Source organism: Sphingobacterium paramultivorum (genome assembly GCF_014109745.1).
GTDB classification, from domain to species: domain Bacteria; phylum Bacteroidota; class Bacteroidia; order Sphingobacteriales; family Sphingobacteriaceae; genus Sphingobacterium; species Sphingobacterium paramultivorum.
In genome coordinates this window covers 4,085,181-4,107,041 of sequence record NZ_CP058555.1, presented here as the reverse complement: position 1 = coordinate 4,107,041, position 21,861 = coordinate 4,085,181, and the positions used below count along the sequence as shown (strand labels likewise).

Below are 21,861 nucleotides of genomic sequence, written 5' to 3'. Positions count from 1 at the left end.
ACATAAATGAAAAATCAGTTGAAGAGATTCACCATGGCTGTAGTAGGCCTTGGGATGGTATGGAATATTTCAGCTTGTAAAGATCTGACTGAACTTAATATCAATCCGAACGGTGTAAGTGAGGAAGACGCCAATCCCAATCTGTTATTGCCGACGATATTGACAGGAACAGCGAAAAAATACAACGAATTGAGTTTCTCAGATCTTGGCGGAGTTATGCAGCACACCCAATTTGATGCATGGTTCAATTCACATAATGACTACGAATGGACAGGAGGGATTCTGAGTTGGGATGCTTATTATGGCTTTTTACGTGACAATGAGCTTATGCGTAAACGCGCGGAGAAATTAGGGTTGGATTTTCATAAAGGAGTTTCGCTGGTGATGCGCGCTTACTTATTCGGATTGGTGACTGATCTCTGGGGAGACGCTCCTTATACCGATGCCTTAAAAGCGGAACTGGGAGATGCTGTATATAATTTTCCGAAATACGATAGTCAGGAAATAATCTATAAGGGAATTATCGACGAGTTGAATCAAGCCAATGAACTTCTATCCCGCCCCGATGGTTCTTATGAGGTGCTGGCGAATGCGGATGTTTACTTTGGCGGAAAGGCTTCCAAATGGCGTCGTTTTGCCAATTCTTTGGCATTACGGTATTATATGCGTATTTCAGGAAAGTCTGCTGACTTTGCCAGACAGGGGATTGAAAGTATTGTTGCCAATCCCGATAAATTTCCAATTATTACGAGTACCACTGATGATGTATTGATGGATTTTGTTGGAAATAATGCAAATGACTCCTGGCCGTCAAATACGGTGTATGATGCCAGTGGAAGTAATTTTAGACGAATGAAAATGTGTGCAACATTGGTCGACCGACTACAGGAACTTGGCGACCCCCGTTTGGCGGTTTGGGCCAGAAAGGTAGACATACCCATTGAGATCCGCAGCAACGAGCCCGCAGGTACAGATAAGATCGTTAATGGTGTTCGGATTGTATCGCCAGATGTCGTCAAAGGCGTTCCGGTGGATACCGATAAGGAGTATGTTGGACTGCCGCCAAGTGTATCTAAAAACCCTTCGGCCTACAACCTCAATCCAACACCGGGGCAAACCTCGATCAATCCGCATGTTTCTTACCTGAATGATAGCTATCGTTCGGCGAAGGGAAGTTTGTTAAAAGCACGCTTGCTTTCTGCTGCCGAAGTTAATTTTATTTTGGCTGAAGCAGCCTGGAAAGGATGGGGGCTGCCTGAGTCAGCCAAGACCTATTATGAGCGTGCTATACAGGAATCTTTGGCAAGCTGGGGAAAGGGCGCAGACTATTCCAACTATATCCGCCAGAAAGGTGTGGCGTTTGAAAATACGCAAGTGCAGATCATTGAACAAAAATGGATCGCTAGTTGGTCAACTGCCGCACAGTCCTGGTTTGATTATCGTCGCACAGGGTACCCCGCTTTAAAGGCCGGCCCCGCAGCCATTCGTACACAGCTTCCTGTTCGTGTACCTTATATGCAAACCGAAATGAGTGTGAATCAAAAAAATGCCGAGGAGGCATTGAAACGTATTGAAAAGACAGCTTATTCACAGGCAGACAATGAAAATAGTGCCTGGTCAAAACCTTGGTTATTGCAAGGAACAAACAAGCCCTGGTAATTAGTAATTAAAAGTTATTAAATAGAGTAATCAAATCGCTTATAAAATCAATATCACAATGAAAATCAAACATATTCTTCTTGCTGTAGTACTGTGCTGTGCTTTATTGGAAGGGAAAAGCCAGACGGATAATAAAGACAAACAACCTGATCGTATTACGTTGACCTGGTCCGATGAGCCCAGCAGTACGCAGTCTGTTTCTTGGCGGATCAATGCGGATAGGACCAAAATAATTGGTCAGATTGCTGAAGAACAGAGCAATCCAGAACTTGAAAAAAACGCGATCACAATAAATGGAACAGCACTACCGCTCGAGCGAGGACAGCAAGAGGATGCTTATGGACAGGTAACCTTCCGTGACCTGAAACCAGGTACAGTTTATGCCTATCGCGTTGGAGATGGCAGCAATTGGAGTGCCTGGAACCAATTTAGGACTGCGGAGCGTTCAGGCGCGTTTTCATTTATCTATTTGGGTGATGCACAGAACGACTTACGTTCACGCTGGGCACGTGCCATTCGGCGTGCTTTCCAGCAGGAAGCGAATGCACGCTTTATTGTTCACGCGGGCGATCTGATCAATCGTTCGAATGCAGACGAGGAGTGGGCAGAATGGCATGAGGCCGCAGGATTTATTCATCAGATGATTCCTGCTGTTCCAACACCGGGTAATCACGAGTACCGTCGCGACTCGCTTGGGAAGCTTGTACTTGACCCGCATTGGAAAGTACAGTTCAACTTGCCAAGGAATGGCCCTGAGGGTATGCAAGATGCTGTTTACTACCTCGATTATCAGGATCTACGTATGATTTCCCTAAATTCTCAATTGATTATGCTCGACTCTACTGCAGCAGCGATACAGGAAAAGTGGTTGGAGAAAGTGTTGTCTTCATCACAAAAAAAATGGAATATTGTTGTCATGCACCATCCCGTATACTCTACGGCAAAAAATCGTGACAATACCATCTTGAGAGAACGTTTCAAACCTATTTTCGAGAAATATGGTGTCGATTTGGTCCTTCAGGGCCACGATCATACCTACGCTCGTGGCAGGCTGGGTAAAAAGCGACCTGTCTATCTCCTGTCTGTAGCGGGGCCTAAGATGTACGAATCTGATTCTGAACGCTGGATGGAAGTTGCAACGTCACAGACGCAATTGTATCAAGTGATCAAGCTGACCGATAATAAACTATATTTTTCAAGCTACAAGCTGAATGGGCAGTTGTTTGATTCATTCGAATTGTCGAAAAAGTAGAACGACATAGACGGAAGGTGATCCATTCAAACCGGATTACTTTCCGTCAATATAGGTGCGGGATTCAATCCATGACGCGATTAAGATGTAACTGCGGCGAGATCGCCGGTTTCTAAAGTATAACAAAAAGAGATTGCAAAAAAATAGCTATACAGCAATGAAAAAGATTTTATTTTCTACTATCTTGTTGAGTATGATAGTAAGTTCTACAACCCACTTATATGCTCAGTCGAACGATTTAATAAAAAAATTAGATCAAAAAAGTTTACACGTTGCCGCACACCGGGGAGCTCATCTGGAGCAACCTGAAAATTCAATTGCTGCTATCGAAGAGGCTATTCGGCAGGGGGCTTCCGTGGTAGAGGTAGATGTGCGGGCCACCAAAGATGGTGTACTTGTGCTGATGCACGATAAAACAGTCAATCGGACGACAACCGGGCAAGGAGAGGTCGCCAAACAGACCTATGCCGAGCTTCAACTGCTCCACTTACGCAAAAAGGCAAATGGTGAAGCCTCGGATCATGTTATACCAACCCTATCGGAAGCTTTGCGCGTTGCAAAGGGAAAAATCCTTGTTGATCTCGATTTTAAAGAAGAACGCAAAGAGTTTATTAAGAAAACCTATGCGCTTGTTGAACAGGAGGGGATGGAAGACCAGGTACTGTTTTTTCTTTACGATTACAAAGACATGCCCAAGATTTACAAACTCAATCCAACGATCACGCTTTTTCCGAGGGCACGCAGTATGAAGGATCTAACGGCCATACTGAAGATGAAATTAACCTCAATTGTCCATCTTGATGAATCATTTACTGATACCGAAAAACTTAATGCATTGCGCCAACAGGGCATTTATTTTTGGATGAATAGTTTGGGGGAATATGACGAAAAAGCAAAACAGGAGGGAAGGGAGGCTTATCGATCTTTTTTGGAGAAATATCCTTTTGTACGTCTTATTCAAACAGATCATCCTAGTTTGTGGCGCGAAGTGCTCTCCGGCTCTTAGTCTATTTTTATCTGTTTAGTTAAAAATTCTTGATTTTATTGTAGCGATATTGGTAAAATGATCGTCATCAAGATATAACTAATGGAAACCACAATGAATAAATTATTTACTGGGAGTTTTGCTATTCTCTTTTTACTGACGAGCTGTAGTAAGGAAAATGAAGTGACTGTACCTATGGATGTTCAAAAACAGCTGGAAAGTTTTGAATGGAGCCCTATCGTGTCTGCGAAAGGGACGGCAAACGAGCAATTGAAGCATAAACCGAAAGATTGTGAAAAGGATAATGTGTATACGTTTACATTTGCTGAATCAGCGAATAAGTTCACTGTCAATCGTGGTAAAGAACTATGTGGGGATGATAAGCTAACATTTGAAAGTTTGATTTTTTCTGAACAACAGCATCGCGGATTTACCTATGATAAAGGGAAGAAAAGTATCAAGTTTGCTGACAGTGATCCTTACCAAAGTTATGAGGTACAGCTTGATGCTGATCAGCTCATATTAATTTCGCGCAATAATAATCCTTTAGCATACGTACTACCAATTGAATACTATTTTCAAGGTAAGCGAACGGCTGCAACAAAATAAAATAAGTAGTATATTTCCTTTAACACTCAAAAGAAAGACGGCTTGCCTTCTTTCTTTTTTTGTTAAATTCTGTTTTGATGAAGTTGCAATTGAATATTTCACATTAATTTTTTCTTTGTCTACCTGTTTTGTTGTTGCCCAACGTGCAAGAATCAATTTCGTGGATGTTTGCCATTTGCTCTCCTCTACTTCAGTACATAAAGTACACCCTATGTTAGATTGCTTAGATGAACGCTGTTCAAACCAATGCTGCCGCCCTATAGATTGTTAAAAGAATTAGGAATCAAAATTTAACTTGATTATTTGGGCTAAATCGTTAATTTAGTGACTTGGAAACCGGTTGCATAGATGATGTGAAATAATTAAACCGGATCCGATCAATGAAGAAAACTAGATAAATAATAATCCACTTATGAAAGTCCGTATATTACTTATGGCGGCAATGACGACATTGCTCTGCCCACAACTTCAAGCCCAGCAATTGCCCTATAAGAATAGTACATTACCAATTGAAAAACGGGTAAGTGATCTATTGGGAAGAATGACTGTGGAAGAGAAAGTCGGGCAATTGAGCAAATTGCTGGGCTGGGAAATGTATAGCAAAAACGGAAAGCAGGTTACAATCAGCAATAAATTGCGAAAGGCCGTAAAAGAACAGCATATCGGATTATTATGGGCAACCTTACGTGCTGATCCTTGGACACAGAAAACCTTGCTGAATGGCCTGAGCCCTGTAGAAGCTGCACGCGCTACAAATGCGATCCAACGTTATATGGTGGATAGTACTCGATTAGGGATTCCATTGTTGTTGTCTGAGGAGGCGCCACATGGACATATGGCGATTGGTGCAACAGTGTTTCCTACCGCGATCGGACAGGCGAGTACATGGAACCCAATGTTGATTCAGGATATGGCATCAACAATTGCCATGGAGACTTATGCCGTGGGTGGTAAAAACGGCTACGGTCCTGTATTAGATTTAGCACGAGATCCACGTTGGTCGCGCACTGAAGAGACCTATGGGGAGGATCCCTATCTGATCGGTCAGATGGGAACTGCGATGATCCGTGGTTTTCAGGGTGAGAAGTTAGGTGAGCGCGATAAAATAATAGGAACTTTAAAGCATTTTGTTGCCTATGCTGCTCCAGATGGCGGTCACAATGGTGAGTCCGTATCGTTTGGAGAACGAAGCCTGAGACAGTATTTTCTGCCGCCTTTTGAGCGTGCTGTAAAATCAGGAGCTGGGTCGGTTATGACAGCATATAATAGCATTGATGGTATTCCTTGTTCAGCGAACCCCTGGTTGCTAAAAGACATTCTACGTAAAGACTGGGGGTTTACGGGTTTTGTTGTATCTGATCTATTGAGTATATCAGGGCTCAATGGAGGGCATGCAACAGCAGCGACCGCAGAAGAAGCGGCTTCACAAAGTATACATGCCGGATTGGATGTCGATCTAAGCGGGACTGGTTACGGTTCAAATCTGCTTAAGGCTGTCCAACAGGGTCTCGTTGAACCTGCTGTTCTTGATACAGCAGTGGCCCGTGTACTGCGAATGAAGTTCAATCTGGGGCTTTTTGATCATCCTTATGCGGATGAAAAGTTGGTAGCCCAAAAAGTCGCTACGGCACAAAATAAAACGGTGGCAAGACAGGTGGCCCGCGAGTCGATTGTTTTGCTTAAAAACGATCAGCATATCTTACCCTTAAGTAAATCGTTGAAACGAATAGCCGTTATAGGACCGAATGCCGACAATGCCTATAATCAGCTGGGCGATTATACTGCTCCACAGGCTGAAGGGAAAGTTCAGACCCTATTGACCGGAATAAGGGCGGCAGTTGGTAACAGTACGAAGGTTGATTATGTGAAAGGTTGTGCGATCCGTGATACAAGCAATTCCGATATTGCTGCCGCCGTCGCAGCTGCAAAGCAGGCCGATGCGGTGGTTTTAGTCCTAGGTGGTTCGAGTGCACGTGATTTTAAAACGTCGTATCAAGCAACTGGAGCAGCCAATGTTGATCCCAATACGGTAAGTGATATGGAGAGCGGAGAAGGATTTGATCGCGTTTCTCTGGATATGATGGGCGATCAGATCAAGTTGCTGAAAGCGATACAGGCAACGGGAAAACCAGTTGTACTTGTTACGATTATGGGGAGACCATTGAACTTAAATTGGGCAGCTGAACATGTGCCTGCGATCGTCAATGCCTGGTATCCGGGACAAGAAGGCGGCTTGGCTATTGCCGATGTATTGTTCGGTGACTATAATCCGGCTGGAAGATTACCGATTTCGGTACCTCGTTCGGTCGGCCAGCTTCCGGTACATTACAACCATACAAAACCTAAACATCACGATTATGTGGAAATGTCGGCCAAACCATTGTATGCTTTTGGTTATGGGTTGAGCTACAGCAGTTTTGATTACTCCAATTTACAGGTCTCTCTGAAGGAGAATGGCAATGATTTTGTATGTATGGTGTCGTTCGACGTGGCTAATAACGGCAAATTGGCGGGCGATGAGGTCGCTCAGTTGTATGTTGTGGATGAAGTAAGTTCGGTCGTGACACCTGTTATGCAGTTGAAGCGGTTTGAGCGTAAAAACATTGCCGCAGGAAAGAAAGAACGTTATTCTTTTCAATTGACCAAGGAGGACCTCAAACTTTGGAATGCAGGAAACGAATGGAAGACGGAAAAAGGCAGGTTTAAACTTTTGGTCGGCGCATCTTCCGATGATATCCGGTTGAAGGGAGAAACGGTTTTAACAAAAGATTATTAATCCTAGACAAAAATATGAAATGGGGCGGTCCAATTTTTTTGGACCGCCCCATTTTTTATCTTGCGAGTTGAAACCACCTATTGTACCATTTCAAACTGCTGTATTATTTTGAATATTGGGCCCACAGCGATTTATATTAAATGCCAGACAATCTCTTTTTTACTGTACCGATAGCATGGTGTCTTAGTCGGATCTACTGGCGCTGTTTCTGTTCAAGAAAGTTACCTGAGCACAATATGCTTGATACTTTTCCTATTCCAGGTATAGGTGATGTGGATAAGACCGTTTGTGTCCTGAATAATTGTCGGATAAGAATACTCATCGTTCTTTACCCCATCTTCAAGGGTTAGGACATCTTTCCACTGTAAGCCATCCTTTGATATGGCGACATGCAGTTTTGTGCGCCCTTCCCACCAGTCGTTACCAGCGATAGCCGGATTGAAGACGATCATAAATAAACCATTATTTAAACGGATGGCGTCTGTGGCAGAATTGGGATTGAGCAGGTTTGTGGCTTGCCAGGGGCCCCAGGTAAGGCCTTCATCTGCTGAGAATGCTGCCATCACTTTATTTTCTTTACTTCGACAGAGCACCTGAATGCGACCATCCGCATGTTGGATCACACTTGGCTGAATAACCTGGATACTGGTATCTGGGCGTATTGCGCTGACGGACCAGGAGCGGCCATGATCGCGGCTGATTTCCAGGTGTGCTTTCCAGATTTCTTCCTTGGACTCCGTGCTGGAAGGGGAGAGAAGAAGTCCGTTTGTCAAGGTGAGTGGTTTATTCTTGATTGGCCCCAATATACCTTCAGGCAATTGCTGCGGTGCAGACCAGGTCGTTCCTTTATCCAGCGAATGTTTGACATAGCCTTTCCATTCTCTGGGGTTGGGCCCTATTTTATAATACAAAGAGAGTGTATCACTGTGCGGGTATTGATAGAAGACAGGATTCCATGTTGGAAAGCGGTTGTCAGCAAGGATTCCATCTGCAATCTGTACAGGACGCTGCCATTGTCCCTGGCTATACAGTGAACTCCATATGACAACATCGGCGTTAGATTCATGTGTACCACCAAACCAGGCTGCCAATAAACTGTCTTTTCCGATGACTTGAATCGTGGAAGCATGGCATTGTTGGAATGGAACCTGGCCTGTTTTAAAAATTTGCTCTGACACCAGGATCTGAGGTTTATACGTTGTACATGAGGATAGAAAAAGAAGGATAAATAGTGGAAATAGGTTGATTTTTTTCATTGGAATTTAAGGTTCTAAAAACCCCATAGTTTGTTGATGACTTATTTTCTTATTCCTGAGCAGAGGCTTTGGGAATATTGAGATATTCAGGCGGTGATCGGTAAATAATGACCTTGTTAAATGATAAAATTCCGTTGGATATAATCCAACGGAATTTTATATTATTTGCTTTGCAATTGAATTGCAGTAGCATAACTAAATCGTGTACTGGGGCTTCTTAAGGTAATTTGGTTACCACGTTGAGACCAGTCCAATTTACCTTTATGACCCAAAATAGCGATTTTCTTTACGCTAAAATTATCAGGTACTTGAAAGACGTATTCATTGGGTTGTTGGTAAGTATCACCTTCAGAAAGATGGAATACATTGACCACTTTACTGTCTTTGCTTCTTGTGTAGTAATAGTCACCTTGGTGATATGGAGCAATCGTACGTGTTGCAAACACTGCCGTTTGATTGATTTTCATCCAGGCTGCCAGTTCGTTCAAGCGATCGTATGCTGCCTGGTCATAATCTCCTGTTGGGCCAGGGGCTATGTTCAATAGGTAGTTTCCACCGCGGGAAATAATTTTTACCAATGTTTCAACAATCTTTTTTGTCGGCTTGTATTGGTCGTTGGGCACATAGCTGAACGAATTACCCATGGTGATACAACTTTCCCATGGAATATCCAAGGGATGTTCAGGGATCGCTTGTTCAGGTGTAACATAATTTTCCCAGTTTCCAGGTACTGTACGGTCGACAACGATAATGCCGGGTTGATTTTTCCTTGCCATGCCACCAATGCGGTCCATGTCAATATTCTGATCCATTTTGATTGTTTGCTGCCAGTCAACAGATTTGTCAACGGTTTCTAAGGGGCGCACCTGGCCACCATCCAACCAGAGGATATCGACTTTGCCATATTCTGAGGTCAGCTCGTTGATTTGATTGTAGGTAAAGTCTTTGAATTTTTGCCAACGATCCGGATATTTTTTAGGGTCATAATTTACATTTCTGTCTTTTGGCGGAAAGTATGACCACCAGTAGTAATCGGAGTGCCAGTCCGGTTTGGAGAAATAGGCCCCAATTTTAAAACCGTCATTGCGGAAGGTATTGAAGATTTCTTTGGTCACATTTGCCTTTGGATTTGTGGAAAATGGCGTTTTGGAGGATGTAATTTTATAATCCGATTCTTTGGTATCGAACATGGCAAATCCATCGTGATGTTTTGTTGTAAAGACGACATATTTCATGCCGGCAGCTTTCGCGGCATCGGCCCATTTTTGTGGATTGAAATCCGTAGGATTAAAGGTGGTCTGTAGATTTTCGTAGTTCTTTAGGTATTCAAAATAAGTTTTACCATGTTCGGGTTTGCGTTGGGTCCAGCCTTCATCTTCAGGACAGATACTCCAGCTTTCAACGATTCCCCATTGACTATAGGTACCCCAATGCATGAAAAGACCAAACTTCATATCTTGCCATTGTTCGAGATTTTCAATTACTAAGGGATCAGTCGGTTTTTGATAGCCATTAGATACGTTGTGTGCCTGGCCAAACGCTAGTGTTGCGCTTGAAGCAATCAGCGCAGTGGATATAATGGTTTTTAGTTTTTGCATGGATAAAGATAGTGAAAATGATAAAAAGAAGGCCACCTTAGGTGGCCTTCTTATAGATAGATGTAGTTTATACGTTAATTAACGTCCCAGAAAAGTTTGGTGTCTGGCGTATCTTTACTTTTTACTTCCTCATAATTTTTTGCATTGTATGTTGCTTCTGTTTGTGGCAAAGTCAACCTAACAGGAACAGTTTTCTGTCTATCGGTAGTAAATGTAGGGATTGTAAACTTCGGATAGTCCAAACGACGTTGCTCTGACCAGTTTTGTACAGCCTGAAAAAGGTTGAAATGTAGCCATTTTTGCGTAGCGATCAATTGGATTTTATTCGTAGTATTATCCCAATTTACAGCGGTTACGAAATCAGTAATTTGTGTTGCAGTAGGTACCGCAGCCTTAGCGATAGTGGCATCATCACTTTTCTGACTAATTTTTGTATACAGATCGACAGATTCTTTGAGTGCTGTTTCGAATACAGTTTTAGCTGCAGCATTGTTATTGTGTCTGCTATAGTATTCTGCTAAGAGAAAATTAACTTCCGATGCAGTGACCAACAGACCGGGAAGAAATCTGTTACGTGAAATAGTGTTACGATGTAAGAAGCTTAAAGTTGTTCCTCTAACTAAAATATTTTGTTCTGCAGAGGGGGCACTTTGATCAAGACCGATGTATACACCATTCGCTGTTGATCCTGTTTCAAATAATAGCTGACGTCTTGGATCGCTGATTTTATTCATTTCATCGATCATATATTTACTTGCTATGTTCGAATACCAACCATCAGTTTCAAAAGCACCTTTAATATCCTCGGACTTAATATCTGAACTTGTATTGAAAATATCCAATTGTGCATTTTCACTATTTGTTAGAATAAGTGGAAAAGTTGTTTGGTTTTCTACGATTTGAGCTAGTTCCGTTGCCGCTCTAGCAGAAAATTGAGAATTTTCAGATACGCGCGTCAACATCCTCAAACGAAGTGAATTACAGTATTTTTTCCATAACGTAAGATTACCATTATTAATTAGATCCTGCGTTTTAAAGGTCGATGCAAAAGTTTGTGGAACAGTTATGGAATTAAGTTCTGTACTAATCGCTTTTAAGTCATCCAACATCGTTGTGTAGATATCCTCTGCTTTATCATATTTTGGATAGGAAATTGTATAATCTCCCCCATTGCCCATCAATTTACCAGCTTCCGTCCACGGAATATCACCGACCAAATCTACCATTTGTTGTGTTTGGTCGTAAAATAGAATCTTTGCTGCCAACGCCATTGAACGTTTTTGAGTTTTGTCTTCATCACTCAATGCCTCATATAGGCGAACAAATTCTTTATATTGTGCTAAGCCTGCGTAATATTTATTCCAACGTTCTTCGATTGCTGCAGAGCCCGGAACTAATTGATTCGCTTGATTTATGGATCCTAGATTCTGTATATATAAATTAATTGTAGGGCGTAATGTGATAAAATAATTTCCATATGTTGGAATGATTAATGCTCTAAAGTCATAGATCATTCCTGTAAATTGCTTTTCTGGCGTAGACTCAGAAACTTTTCCCGGATTTTCATAATATTCTCCAAATGAATCTTTTTTGCAAGATGTTATTGTCGATATGGATGCTGCCAATAGGCCACAAATAAAAAGTTGTTTTTTCATTGTCGTAAAATTTAGAAGCTAGCGCGTAGCATTAAACCATAGGTTCTAGTTGCTGGCGATGTACCTGCATTAGAAACGTTATTGATCCAGTTAGAACCACCTGTCATTTGTTCAGGATCTATATCTTTGATCGATCTATAAATGAAGAATAGATTCCGTCCAAATGCTGAGAGCTGTATATTTTTTGCTTTTAATTTGGAAGCTACAGAGGCAGGTAGACGATAGCCTAGCGAAATCTCACGCATTTTTATGTAATTATTTTTTTTGACATAAAGTTCGTATCTCGATTGAGAGTATTGAGGACCTCCCCAGTTGTAAGTGCCATTATAGTAGGTTGCTTGAGAGATAATATTGCTGTTGTTTGTTCCATCAGCGAGTTTTCCGTCCATCAACATACCATCGTGGTAAACAGTTTCACCATTAGGTCCAGTATTGCCACTCGTAGCTACCCCGATGATATTGCCACTTGCATCTTTTGTCTGATAGTAGCTTAGCCCACCATGTGCAGCATCCATGTAATTTAAACTTTCTTCTGTTAGACCTCTACTTGTCATCCAGTTTATACCAGTAGGCATGACACTACCTCCAAGTCTAAAATCCATCAAAACATCTAAATTGAAATTTTTATAGCTGAAGTTATTTATGAATCCTCCTACTGCTTTTGGCATAGCATTTCCAGCCTTTATCCAACGGTCTCCATCGATTTCGTACATACCATTAGCAGATACAATTTTGTTGCCGTTTTCATCTGTTTTAATAGGACGAACCATAATATCACCCATCGACTGTCCTACGTTGGCTACAAGCTGAGCAGCATTACCATCATAATCTCTCAATAATAATGTTCCTGTATTGCCAGGCAATTCTTTGACGACATTTTTATTCATAGAGAAATTCAACGTAGTAGACCATTTGAAATTCTCTTTTTGAATCGGAGTTCCATTGATTGCAAACTCCCAACCTGTATTTCTTAATGTACCCACATTGGCAAGGATTGAGTTAGAGCCTGTGCTGATTGGTAATGTATAATTCAAAATTTGATCTTTGATCAACCCATTATAATAGGTTATGTCAAATCCTAATCGTCCATTCAACATTCTAGTTTCCAAACCAAATTCTACCTCATTTTTAGTTTCTGGTTTGATGTTTTCATTTCCAAATTCTGTTGTCGGCACTGTTGTGTAGATAACAGATGCGCCACCGTCAACTTGTGATCCCAAAGTCTTTTGTGTGTAAGACAATGCGCTCTTATAGATATCCGGATAGTTACCTACAATCCCCCAAGAACCACGAAGCTTTGCATAGTTGAAAAACTCTGGTAAATGGAAGGCGTCAGAAAGAATAAAACTTGAATTTACTGACGGATAATAGAGCACATTATTATCTGGGCGCATAGTTGAAATTCGCTCTCTACGTATTGTTCCTTCCACATTCCAAAATTCTTTAAGATTGAAATTGACAGTTCCAAATAATGCATCTCTTAGCATGCGATTTCTATAATTGTACTTGTCGTTTCTCGTTGCTAAATTTAAAGTTGCATTGACATCATACCAATTTCTCACCGTCAATCCACCTTCTGTTTGATTTTGAACATAGACATCTTCTGACCTTGTAGCTGTATAACCACCAACGACACCGATTTTGATGTCTTTATTTATCTTTTTGTTATAAGTAGCTAATAAATCGGTATAATAGATATTTGCATTTTGATTTCCTAATGAGAAGAATCCAGAGTTGCCAAATAATAGCGGTTTTTCGTTAGGCTGCTTATCTTCGGTCTTTAAGGAGGTGACGTCTGCTGAAACACGTGCTCGTAATGATAGATCATTGGTGACATTCCAAGTTGCAGTATATGATCCAATTAAGCGATTTGAGTATTCATCATATTGTTTTGCTTTAGAATTCCAGACATATTCCAAAACATCGCCACGGTATCCATTATAACGTATATTTTCCGCTGGAGTTAGGCTTTGAGCATCTGCTGCATCAATTACATATTTATATCCTAAGCTAGTCTGATATTTACCGAAGTACCACTCTGGATTGTCAAATGTGGAAATCATCCCACCAAAGTTGTTAATTAGACGGTCGGTCAAAAATGGTCTATTATGCGTATGCTGATTAATGAAATTTACGACAACATCATTTTTGAAATTTTTCCACAAGGTGAAACTTGCATTTAAATTGGCGATGTTTTTCTTATTATAAGATTCTAACGCGGTCATTTGGTTGTCTTGACGAGTCAAAGAGAACCTAATATTTGAGTTTTCTGATGTATTGCCAATTGCTAAATTGAAAATGCTATTATTGGGATTGTTGAAAAATTTATTATACGAGTTTTGAGCAGAATATGGACGAACTTTACCATCCCAAGAGATAATATCTTTACCATCGAATAAAGGTCCGAAGTTGACCGTTGAATTCATTACACCTCTATTGACACCATTTACAGCAAGATTATTTCCATAATATTGAAACATATCGTCGGATTGCTTGTCATCTTGGTAAGCCTTTGAATATCCTGGGCCTCTTACATCTTGGAAATTAGGTAAATAAGCTATTTGATCATGCGTGTAGGTCGCATTGAAATCAATTGTAAATCCCTTTCCAGCTTTTCCAGATTTGGTCGTTACCAAGACAACCCCATTCATCGCTTCAGAGCCATATAAAGCTGCTGCGGAAGCACCTTTTAAAATACTAATGTTTTCGATATCCTCAGGGTTGAGGTCTTCTAGACCATTTCCTCTAGCACGTTGGTCACCCCAATAATCTGAATTGTTGAAAGACGTTTGTCGCATCGGAACTCCGTCAATAATGACCAAAGGTTGGGAGTTTCCAGTAATGGAGTTTGTACCACGAATGTTGATGTTAATACCTGAAGTTGCTCCCCCCGGTGCTGCAGAAATGCGGACTCCTGGTGCTTTTCCATATAATGCTCCAGCAAAGTTGGGAGATCCGGTCTTTGTTAATTCTTTTGAGTCAACGGTACTCATTGCGTAACCCAGCTCTTTTGGGGCACGCTTGATACCCATTGCTGTTACGACAACCTCTTCCAAAGCAGAAGCATCTTCTGTTAATTTTATGTTTATTGTTTTTGAGGTACCAACCACTATTTCTTGGGACTTGTATCCGACAATAGATACACGTAAGACCTCACCTTGTGAAGCTTGAATTGTAAAAGACCCATTGGCGCCTGTTTGAGTACCCCTGGTTGTTCCCTTAACAGAAACTGTTGCGCCAGAGACAGGTCCATTAGCATCTGAAACTATTCCAGAAATGCTTTGCTGCGCATAGAGCGATGTAGCACTGAAAAGTGTACATAACGCTAATCCTGCAGTTTTTTTGTAAAATAGACTCATGTTTTAGGTATTTGTGTAAAACGTTAGTTAATAATGTTTGTGATGTATTTTTCTATGACTAATGCTGATGTGCCGAGTTGTTGCGCTCTTTTGTGGAGGTCGGACATCTCGATGCTTGTTTTCTTCGATATTTTAGGAATGCTATATTCATTTACTGCAACTTGAATATGAGGCGCAAGGATATAACCGATTTCCGCTCCACGACCACTGATGATAATTTTGTTCGGATTGAGAATATGTATCAACGTTGATATTCCTTTACCTAGTAAATACCCAATTTTTCCGATATTATTGATGGCTATCTGATCACCGATGTGAACGGATTCAATAAGAGCTTCAGCTTTGTTGTCATATTCTTCTACAAGTTTTTCATATATAGAGTATTCGCCGTTCTTTATATCCTTTTCAATATTACGGATTGCAGCGCTAACAGAGGCTTCCACTTCCAAGCACCCTCTCTTACCGCAAGAGCATAGTGTTAATTCGTCGGAAAGAGGGATGTGACTGAACTCACCAGCAAAACCAGAAGTTCCTTTAAAGATGTCGTCATTAATAAGAATACCCAAACCTACTCCCCAATTAAGGTTAATGACAAGGGAGTGGGAGGAATCTTGTGCATTACCAAACTTCTTTTCAGCCCAGGCAACACAGCGTGAATCGTTATCAATTACCGCTGGCACGTTAAATTTTTGTTCGATGAGTTCCTTTACGTTATATAAAGGAGAATCACTATTGTACGATTCATTTAGCCCTGTTTCGGAATTGACAAAGCCTGGCATACTAATTCCTATGCCGATAACTTGTTTTAAATCAATGTTATTTGTAGAAACAAAACGATCTGCGGTTTTCAATAGTACATTTGCTGCATCAGCATCTTTAAGATCAATCGGAAGATTTTCTAATGATGAGACGATCTCTCCTTTAAGATTTGAAAAAGCAATTGCAATGTAGAACTGGTCGATCGTTATGCTAATGATCGTATAGTTTAGATCTTCACTTAGCATATATTGCATAGCCTTTCTTCCACCCGTTGACGCAGCGTAGCCTTTCTCCACGACGATATTTTTAAGGAGGAGCTCGTTGATCTTTTTAGTGACAGAAGGGATACTTAGTGAAAGTGAATGCGCAATATCTGCAATCGGTTGCATTGGCCGATAATACAGTTTTCTTAAAATCTCTACGACCATCTCTAGTTAAACATTGTTAATGCGTAATTTTTTGATTTATAATATCTTTTAAAATATGATATTATCGTTTTGTAATATCATAGGTAGTTGGTTTTCACCCATCTGATTTGTTTAATTTAGATTCGAGGCAGATGAGTTTTGTTTATGCTTGTTTTTAGTTTATAATCTAAAGATATATATAGTTTATTTTAAGTTCCAAATTCTTTTTAAATTTTTTAAAAAGAATTCAAAAGATCCTTTATTTTGACTAAAATTGCCCTTTTTTTGACCCTTTATTAAATGTTATTGTAACAAATATATGTGGACATACTGCCTTAAAAACAAAAAAGCCAGCTTTAAGCTGGCTTTTTTGTTTTTAAGGAAAGCTATTTCTGCTTAGCCCACCAAAGTGGTGTTAATACTTTGTCAGTGCCGCCCAATAAGCTTACAGCTTCCTGGTATCCTGCTGGATCGGTATCCCTAAATGATGACGGGAATGCTAACCGTTGAGGGAAGAATTTAATGCTGCTTGTCATGTAATTTGCAGATGTAAGATCGGGCAAGTTTGGCAATGCATTTTCAATAGCTGGATTCTCAAAGAATGGTAGTCCCAATCTTCTTTGGTCATTCCAAGATTCTAATGGTAACCATGGTAAATTAGCAATGAATTTTTGGGTAATAATTTTTGTTAACAAGTCATTGCGCACTGTTCCATTTTTATAAAGTGTATTTACGGGATACTTGATAGTTGCGGTTCCTGCAACATTTGTATAACCATCAATATAATTCATAGTATGGGAATCCCCTGGTTCGGCTACATGCGTAAAGCTAACAGATGTACCAACACGATTGTAATCCATCGAATTAATATATTCCGTCGCAAATTGACCTACACCCCAGTAATCGAAATTGGCTTTAATCCCATTTTCATATGCAGCTTGTGCTGAAGTTCCAGTAGTCCAGCCTTTTAATGAAGCTTCTGCCAGAAGAAAATAAGTTTCCCAGTTAGCGAAGAAAATACGACTATTTGCACTTCTTCTGAATTGTACACCAATCGCTGGAACTTTCCCTACAAGTGTACTTCTTAATCTATTATTTGTCCCTTTTGCAGCCCAGTCACCTAATGAAAATGCATTCCATGTATATTTGGTGTTAACAGCAATTTTAGTACTGCCGTTAACCAGGGTATCAACGGTTGTTTCTGAATCGTCGCCATTCATAAAGAAATTCTGATTACTGAAATCACCCGGAATGAAAAATGCTTTTAAAGCACGTGGGTCAATTTTATTTGGTAGACCATCTAACCAGTATCCCGCAGAAGGGTCATTTGTCATTGTGGTGAAATGGTTACTATAGCGTTTCCCAATGTAATTATCGGCTTTCACAGAAGATTTTAATGGCTCTGCAACTTGTTGTTCCGTTGGAATACCACCTAGCCCAAGGTATAGATTATTTAATGTAGCAGAAAGTGCTTGGTAGTTCCAGCTCCGGCTCATAACTCCTGTTAATGGGTCCCAGCCATCTTTTTCGGCCACCGTAAAATTATCCACTGTATTGATGATAAACTTATTGGATGCTACTGCTGCTTCAAACTCAGATTTCGCTTTCGTAGCATCTACTTCAGAAAGGCGCATTGCAAGACGCATACGCATGGAATTAGCATATTTGATCCATTTTTCATCATTGAAAGCATAAGCTCGGTCAAACTTCATCACATCGTCGGGTACTTTGACTCCTGACTTCATTTTGGATGTAGCATCTTTCAGCTCCTCAAAAAGATAATAGTAAACATCTTTAACAGAGCTGTATTTGGGATTAACACCTTGCGCAAATTCAATTGGCATAGGACCAAAGTTGTCTGCTGCTTCGCTGATCAGATATGCTCTCCAGATACGGGTAATCTGGAGCAGATTGTTGGTATATTCTTTTGCCGATCCTGCATTGATCTCGTTGGTGGCAATTTCGATCCCCTTTGTTGCATTTTTGATCCATTCAGCTGAATATCTGTAATACTCTTTTGACCAATCGTCGTTTACAGTTCCTGTTGTAAGACCATTGGTCATATGTTGGCGACCTGTAGTTTTCCAGTCCAAAACAAAGATACGCTCCGCAATATTAGGATCTTGTTGTGCTCCAGTAAGGGAATTGTTAAAAAAGAATTCAATTTTGACCTGATCGTCTGAGGCTTTATAGGGATTATTGTTCATCTCATCAAATTTGGAACATGAGCTGATAACTCCCCCTAGGAGTAAAGCAAAACTTATTTTTGATATGATATTTTTCATCTATTTAAATGTGTTTATTCATGAGCCTATTTTCTCTTTAAGGCATTCATGCCGCCTTCCGCGGTTTCAATTGTGATGAAGCCGTCAGATTTGTTTATTTCTATGTGAAACGGAATTTGTCGTGATGGCTTCATTATTTATCGTTTTTATTTGATTAGAATCCTAACGTGACATTAAGGAAGAATGATCTGGATGTTGGTGTTGAAAAGTTTTCAAAACCAGTTGCATTCGAGTTGATCGCAAATACAGATTCTGGATCTATACCGTTTGCATAACTCTTAATCATCCAGACATTATTTGCGGTCAAACTAACTTTAGCACGCTGTACGATACTGTTGCCAAGAATACTCTTTGGAAAATTGTAACTTAATGTCACATTTCTTAAACGGATATTGGTAGCATCATATACGTTCTGTTCTGTAATACCGTAGTTTCCTGAGGTAGATGTTACTTGAGTCCAGTATAACTGTTGTGTTGTTTGGACAGTATTTTTTGTATAAGATCCGTTGGATGTAATTACTCCATCAACCACAAATGGATTACGTTCTCCATTTGGAGCCGTAACAGCAGCATTACCATTTGCCTGTAAATTAAGATTCGTTCCGGAGAAGAATTCGCCGCCAAATCTTCCATCTACCTGAAAGCTTAAGCCAAAGTTTTTGTATGCAAAATTATTGCTCCAGCCTACTAATGCTTTAGGCGCTTGGTTTCCAAGTTTATGTAGTCCGCTCGCTGCTTGAGGCAATCCACTGCCATTTAGGATTAATTGACCATTGAATTCACTGTTAGAATCTTCAACACGTAAATATTTGGTTCCATAGATATCACCATACAATCCACCTTCTAATGCTCTAATCGATACATTGTCATATGAACCTAACGGATACATATCTACACCATCAGCCAAACTGATAATTTTATTTCTATTTCTTGAAAAGTTCAAGCTAGAATTCCAGATTAAACCTTCCTTGTTGGTTAAGATTCTTCCGTCTAATACGATCTCGAAACCCGAGTTTTGGATATTACCCGCATTAATTTTTTCGTACTCATAACCGCTAAACGGATTCATTGGAAGATCAATTAACTGATTAGTTGCGTTGGTTTTATACCATGCGAAATCCAAACCGAGTCTGCCGTTGAATAATCTTGTGTCAAAACCAAACTCGATCGTTTTAATGAGTTCACTAAGAATATCCGGACTAAACTTCGTGTTGCCCATTCCTGCGGTTGTGTTTCCATTTGGATCTTTCCCGATATTAAACACATTGTACAATTGAAAAGAGGGAAGGTCATTACCAACTTCGGCATAAGATCCTCGTAATTTAGCGAATGTTAACCAGCTTGGCAATGAACCACCATTTTTACTAACCATATCTGAGATAACCCATGATCCGCTGATGGAAGGGTAGAAGAATGATCTGTTATCTAATCCCAAGGCAGACGACCAATCGTTTCTTCCGGTCACATTAAAGAACAAGTAGTTGTCGTAGTTGATCTCCGCTGTTGCATAAAGTGAGTTTATCTGTTTCTGTAGTAAGCTCTGTTCGATGGTAGGGAAAGACTTACTATTATTGATGTAGAATAGATTTGGTACTTGTAATTCTCCTGTACTAGCGTCGATTCCTGTAGATCTCGTCTTCATGATCTGTCCAAATAAAGAGGCAGATCCACCCCATTTTCCAACCAAATTATCTTTGCGGGCGTTTACTGCCAACGTAAAATTATTTTCAAAGAATGTATTTTTACCGACACCATAGCTTCCGCCTGTAATTAATGGACTTCCACCATAAGTTTTGTTTTCGTAGTTGGTTGTATACTGATCTCGACCGAACCTAGCTTCAGCATTTAACCAGTCATTGAACTTATATTTGATATTGCCGTTCATAATAAAACGGTCACGGATATCATTGTTTAAGCGGTATTTTTCAAGCCAGTAAGGGTTCATTGTTTTGTTTTCACTCGTTCCGTACCAAGCCATATCACCAACAGAATTCAATGGATTTTTGAAATCCAAAATGTTCATGGAGCGAGGCATGGTAAATAAAGTGCTGTATACATTCGAATTGTTTTGCCCTGAAATTGGTCTATTTTTGGCATTCATGTTCATATACTGCACTTTGACATCGGTTGTCCAACGTTTGTCTGGGCCAAATGATGAAGTGACCTTCGTCATCAAATTGATCCTTTCTAATGAAGAACCCGGGATCTTACTTTGGTCATTTAAATAAGTCGCGGAGGAGTAAATATTTGTTTCGCCAAGTTGTTGTTGGAAAGCAAGGTTTTGCGTATGGTTGACCCCTGTGTTAAAATAAGCGCCGATGTTGTCGTAAACCTTCGTCGCTTTATCACCCCAACTCGTCGTGCTTATTGGATTGTAGACCCCATCTTTACCTTGACCAAAACTATTCTGGAGTTTAGGTGTCATGAAGATGGTTTCAATACCTAATGTAGAGGAATACGTAATACCAGCTCCTTTTTGAGCTTTACCTGATTTTGTGGTAATAACAATAGCGCCATTTCCAGCTCTTGAACCGTATAGGGCCGAAGCTGCGCCTCCTTTCAGCACAGACATACTTTCTATGTCGTCAGGGTTGATATCACCTAGACCACCTCCCATATCTGTTGCTGGGTTCCACATGTCGTTATTTTTATCACCATTTCCTTTCATACCACCAAGGAAATTATTCATTGGTACGCCATCAACAATGATTAACGGCTGGTTGTCACCAGTTAACGAATTGTTTCCTCGGAGTGTGATTTTTGTCGAAGAGGCAGGCCCTGCTGATCCTTTGATAACCTGAAGACCAGAAACTTTACCGACTAAAGCATTGGCAACGTTTGTTTCTTTTGCATCGGTAAGCTGTTCAGATTTAACTTCTTGAAAAGAATAACCCAGTGTTTTCTTCTCTCTTTTTATACCCATTGCTGTCACAACGACTTCTTCCAGCGCCGATGCATCTGCTGTTAGTGTGATGTTAATCGTTTTAGTCGAGCCAACAAGAATTTCTTGTGATTTATAGCCTACGATGGTTACGCGAATAGTTTCGCCTGGAGCTGCATCAATATGAAATGATCCGCTTGCATTAGTCTGGGTAGCTTTTGTAGTTCCTTTAACAGTTACAGTGGCTCCTGAAATAGGTCCTTTGTCGTCGGACACTTTGCCAGTAATCGATTGTTGTGCATATAGGGCTGATGCGCTGAATAACGTGCATAGCGCCAACCCCGTTGTCTTTTTGTAAAATAGACTCATTTTTTAGGTAA

The 21,861-nt window shown here is 40.5% G+C and carries 12 protein-coding genes; 5 read left to right on the top strand and 7 right to left on the bottom strand.

Annotation, left to right across the window (positions count from 1 at the left end; all coding sequences use genetic code 11):
• Positions 1-6: 6 nt before the first annotated feature.
• The 5 genes from HS960_RS17225 to HS960_RS17205 all read left to right on the top strand — a co-directional run bounded on the left by HS960_RS17225 (position 7) and on the right by HS960_RS17205 (position 7,281).
• Entirely contained in the window at positions 7-1,659 is a 1,653-nt protein-coding gene (locus HS960_RS17225; RefSeq protein WP_153847083.1) for a SusD/RagB family nutrient-binding outer membrane lipoprotein, read from the top strand.
• Between the two features lie 58 nt (positions 1,660-1,717).
• Positions 1,718-2,911 (top strand): purple acid phosphatase family protein, encoded by a 1,194-nt coding sequence (locus HS960_RS17220; RefSeq protein WP_153847082.1) that lies wholly within the window; start codon positions 1,718-1,720, stop codon positions 2,909-2,911.
• 157 nt (positions 2,912-3,068) lie between these two features.
• On the top strand, positions 3,069-3,917 hold the full coding sequence (locus tag HS960_RS17215; RefSeq protein WP_182330206.1) for a glycerophosphodiester phosphodiesterase family protein: 849 nt from the start codon (positions 3,069-3,071) through the stop codon (positions 3,915-3,917).
• 93 nt (positions 3,918-4,010) lie between these two features.
• Positions 4,011-4,505: a hypothetical protein gene (locus HS960_RS17210; protein ID WP_153847080.1), complete on the top strand. Its 495-nt coding sequence runs from the start codon at positions 4,011-4,013 to the stop codon at positions 4,503-4,505.
• 412 nt (positions 4,506-4,917) lie between these two features.
• Positions 4,918-7,281: a glycoside hydrolase family 3 N-terminal domain-containing protein gene (locus HS960_RS17205; protein ID WP_182330204.1), complete on the top strand. Its 2,364-nt coding sequence runs from the start codon at positions 4,918-4,920 to the stop codon at positions 7,279-7,281.
• A 221-nt stretch (positions 7,282-7,502) separates the two neighbouring features.
• Here the strand turns inward: HS960_RS17205 and HS960_RS17200 are convergent, their stop codons facing one another.
• From HS960_RS17200 to HS960_RS17170, 7 genes are all read right to left on the bottom strand, one after another.
• Positions 7,503-8,537 (bottom strand): sialidase family protein, encoded by a 1,035-nt coding sequence (locus HS960_RS17200; protein ID WP_228280056.1) that lies wholly within the window; start codon positions 8,535-8,537, stop codon positions 7,503-7,505.
• Positions 8,538-8,698: 161 nt separating this feature from the next.
• Positions 8,699-10,135 carry an alpha-L-fucosidase gene (locus tag HS960_RS17195; protein ID WP_120333537.1) on the bottom strand — a complete coding sequence of 479 codons (1,437 nt, stop codon included), beginning with the start codon at positions 10,133-10,135 and terminating at the stop codon, positions 8,699-8,701.
• A gap of 74 nt (positions 10,136-10,209) precedes the next feature.
• Entirely contained in the window at positions 10,210-11,790 is a 1,581-nt protein-coding gene (locus HS960_RS17190) for a SusD/RagB family nutrient-binding outer membrane lipoprotein (RefSeq protein ID WP_182330202.1), read from the bottom strand.
• Positions 11,791-11,801: 11 nt separating this feature from the next.
• Positions 11,802-15,149, bottom strand: coding sequence for a SusC/RagA family TonB-linked outer membrane protein (locus HS960_RS17185; RefSeq protein WP_182330200.1), 3,348 nt, complete (start codon positions 15,147-15,149; stop codon positions 11,802-11,804).
• 23 nt (positions 15,150-15,172) lie between these two features.
• Positions 15,173-16,297: an ROK family protein gene (locus HS960_RS17180; RefSeq protein WP_182330190.1), complete on the bottom strand. Its 1,125-nt coding sequence runs from the start codon at positions 16,295-16,297 to the stop codon at positions 15,173-15,175.
• A gap of 404 nt (positions 16,298-16,701) precedes the next feature.
• On the bottom strand, positions 16,702-18,600 hold the full coding sequence (locus HS960_RS17175) for a SusD/RagB family nutrient-binding outer membrane lipoprotein (RefSeq protein ID WP_182330172.1): 1,899 nt from the start codon (positions 18,598-18,600) through the stop codon (positions 16,702-16,704).
• Between the two features lie 154 nt (positions 18,601-18,754).
• Positions 18,755-21,850 (bottom strand): SusC/RagA family TonB-linked outer membrane protein, encoded by a 3,096-nt coding sequence (locus HS960_RS17170; protein WP_153847073.1) that lies wholly within the window; start codon positions 21,848-21,850, stop codon positions 18,755-18,757.
• Positions 21,851-21,861: the final 11 nt, after the last annotated feature.

Coding starts and splice junctions, on each gene's coding strand:
- HS960_RS17225 (WP_153847083.1), top strand. CDS start 7: ATGAAAAATCAGTTGAAGAGATTCACCATGGCTGTAGTAGGCCTTGGG.
- HS960_RS17220 (WP_153847082.1), top strand. CDS start 1,718: ATGAAAATCAAACATATTCTTCTTGCTGTAGTACTGTGCTGTGCTTTA.
- HS960_RS17215 (WP_182330206.1), top strand. CDS start 3,069: ATGAAAAAGATTTTATTTTCTACTATCTTGTTGAGTATGATAGTAAGT.
- HS960_RS17210 (WP_153847080.1), top strand. CDS start 4,011: ATGAATAAATTATTTACTGGGAGTTTTGCTATTCTCTTTTTACTGACG.
- HS960_RS17205 (WP_182330204.1), top strand. CDS start 4,918: ATGAAAGTCCGTATATTACTTATGGCGGCAATGACGACATTGCTCTGC.
- HS960_RS17200 (WP_228280056.1), bottom strand. CDS start 8,537: ATGAAAAAAATCAACCTATTTCCACTATTTATCCTTCTTTTTCTATCC.
- HS960_RS17195 (WP_120333537.1), bottom strand. CDS start 10,135: ATGCAAAAACTAAAAACCATTATATCCACTGCGCTGATTGCTTCAAGC.
- HS960_RS17190 (WP_182330202.1), bottom strand. CDS start 11,790: ATGAAAAAACAACTTTTTATTTGTGGCCTATTGGCAGCATCCATATCG.
- HS960_RS17185 (WP_182330200.1), bottom strand. CDS start 15,149: ATGAGTCTATTTTACAAAAAAACTGCAGGATTAGCGTTATGTACACTT.
- HS960_RS17180 (WP_182330190.1), bottom strand. CDS start 16,297: ATGCAACCGATTGCAGATATTGCGCATTCACTTTCACTAAGTATCCCT.
- HS960_RS17175 (WP_182330172.1), bottom strand. CDS start 18,600: ATGAAAAATATCATATCAAAAATAAGTTTTGCTTTACTCCTAGGGGGA.
- HS960_RS17170 (WP_153847073.1), bottom strand. CDS start 21,850: ATGAGTCTATTTTACAAAAAGACAACGGGGTTGGCGCTATGCACGTTA.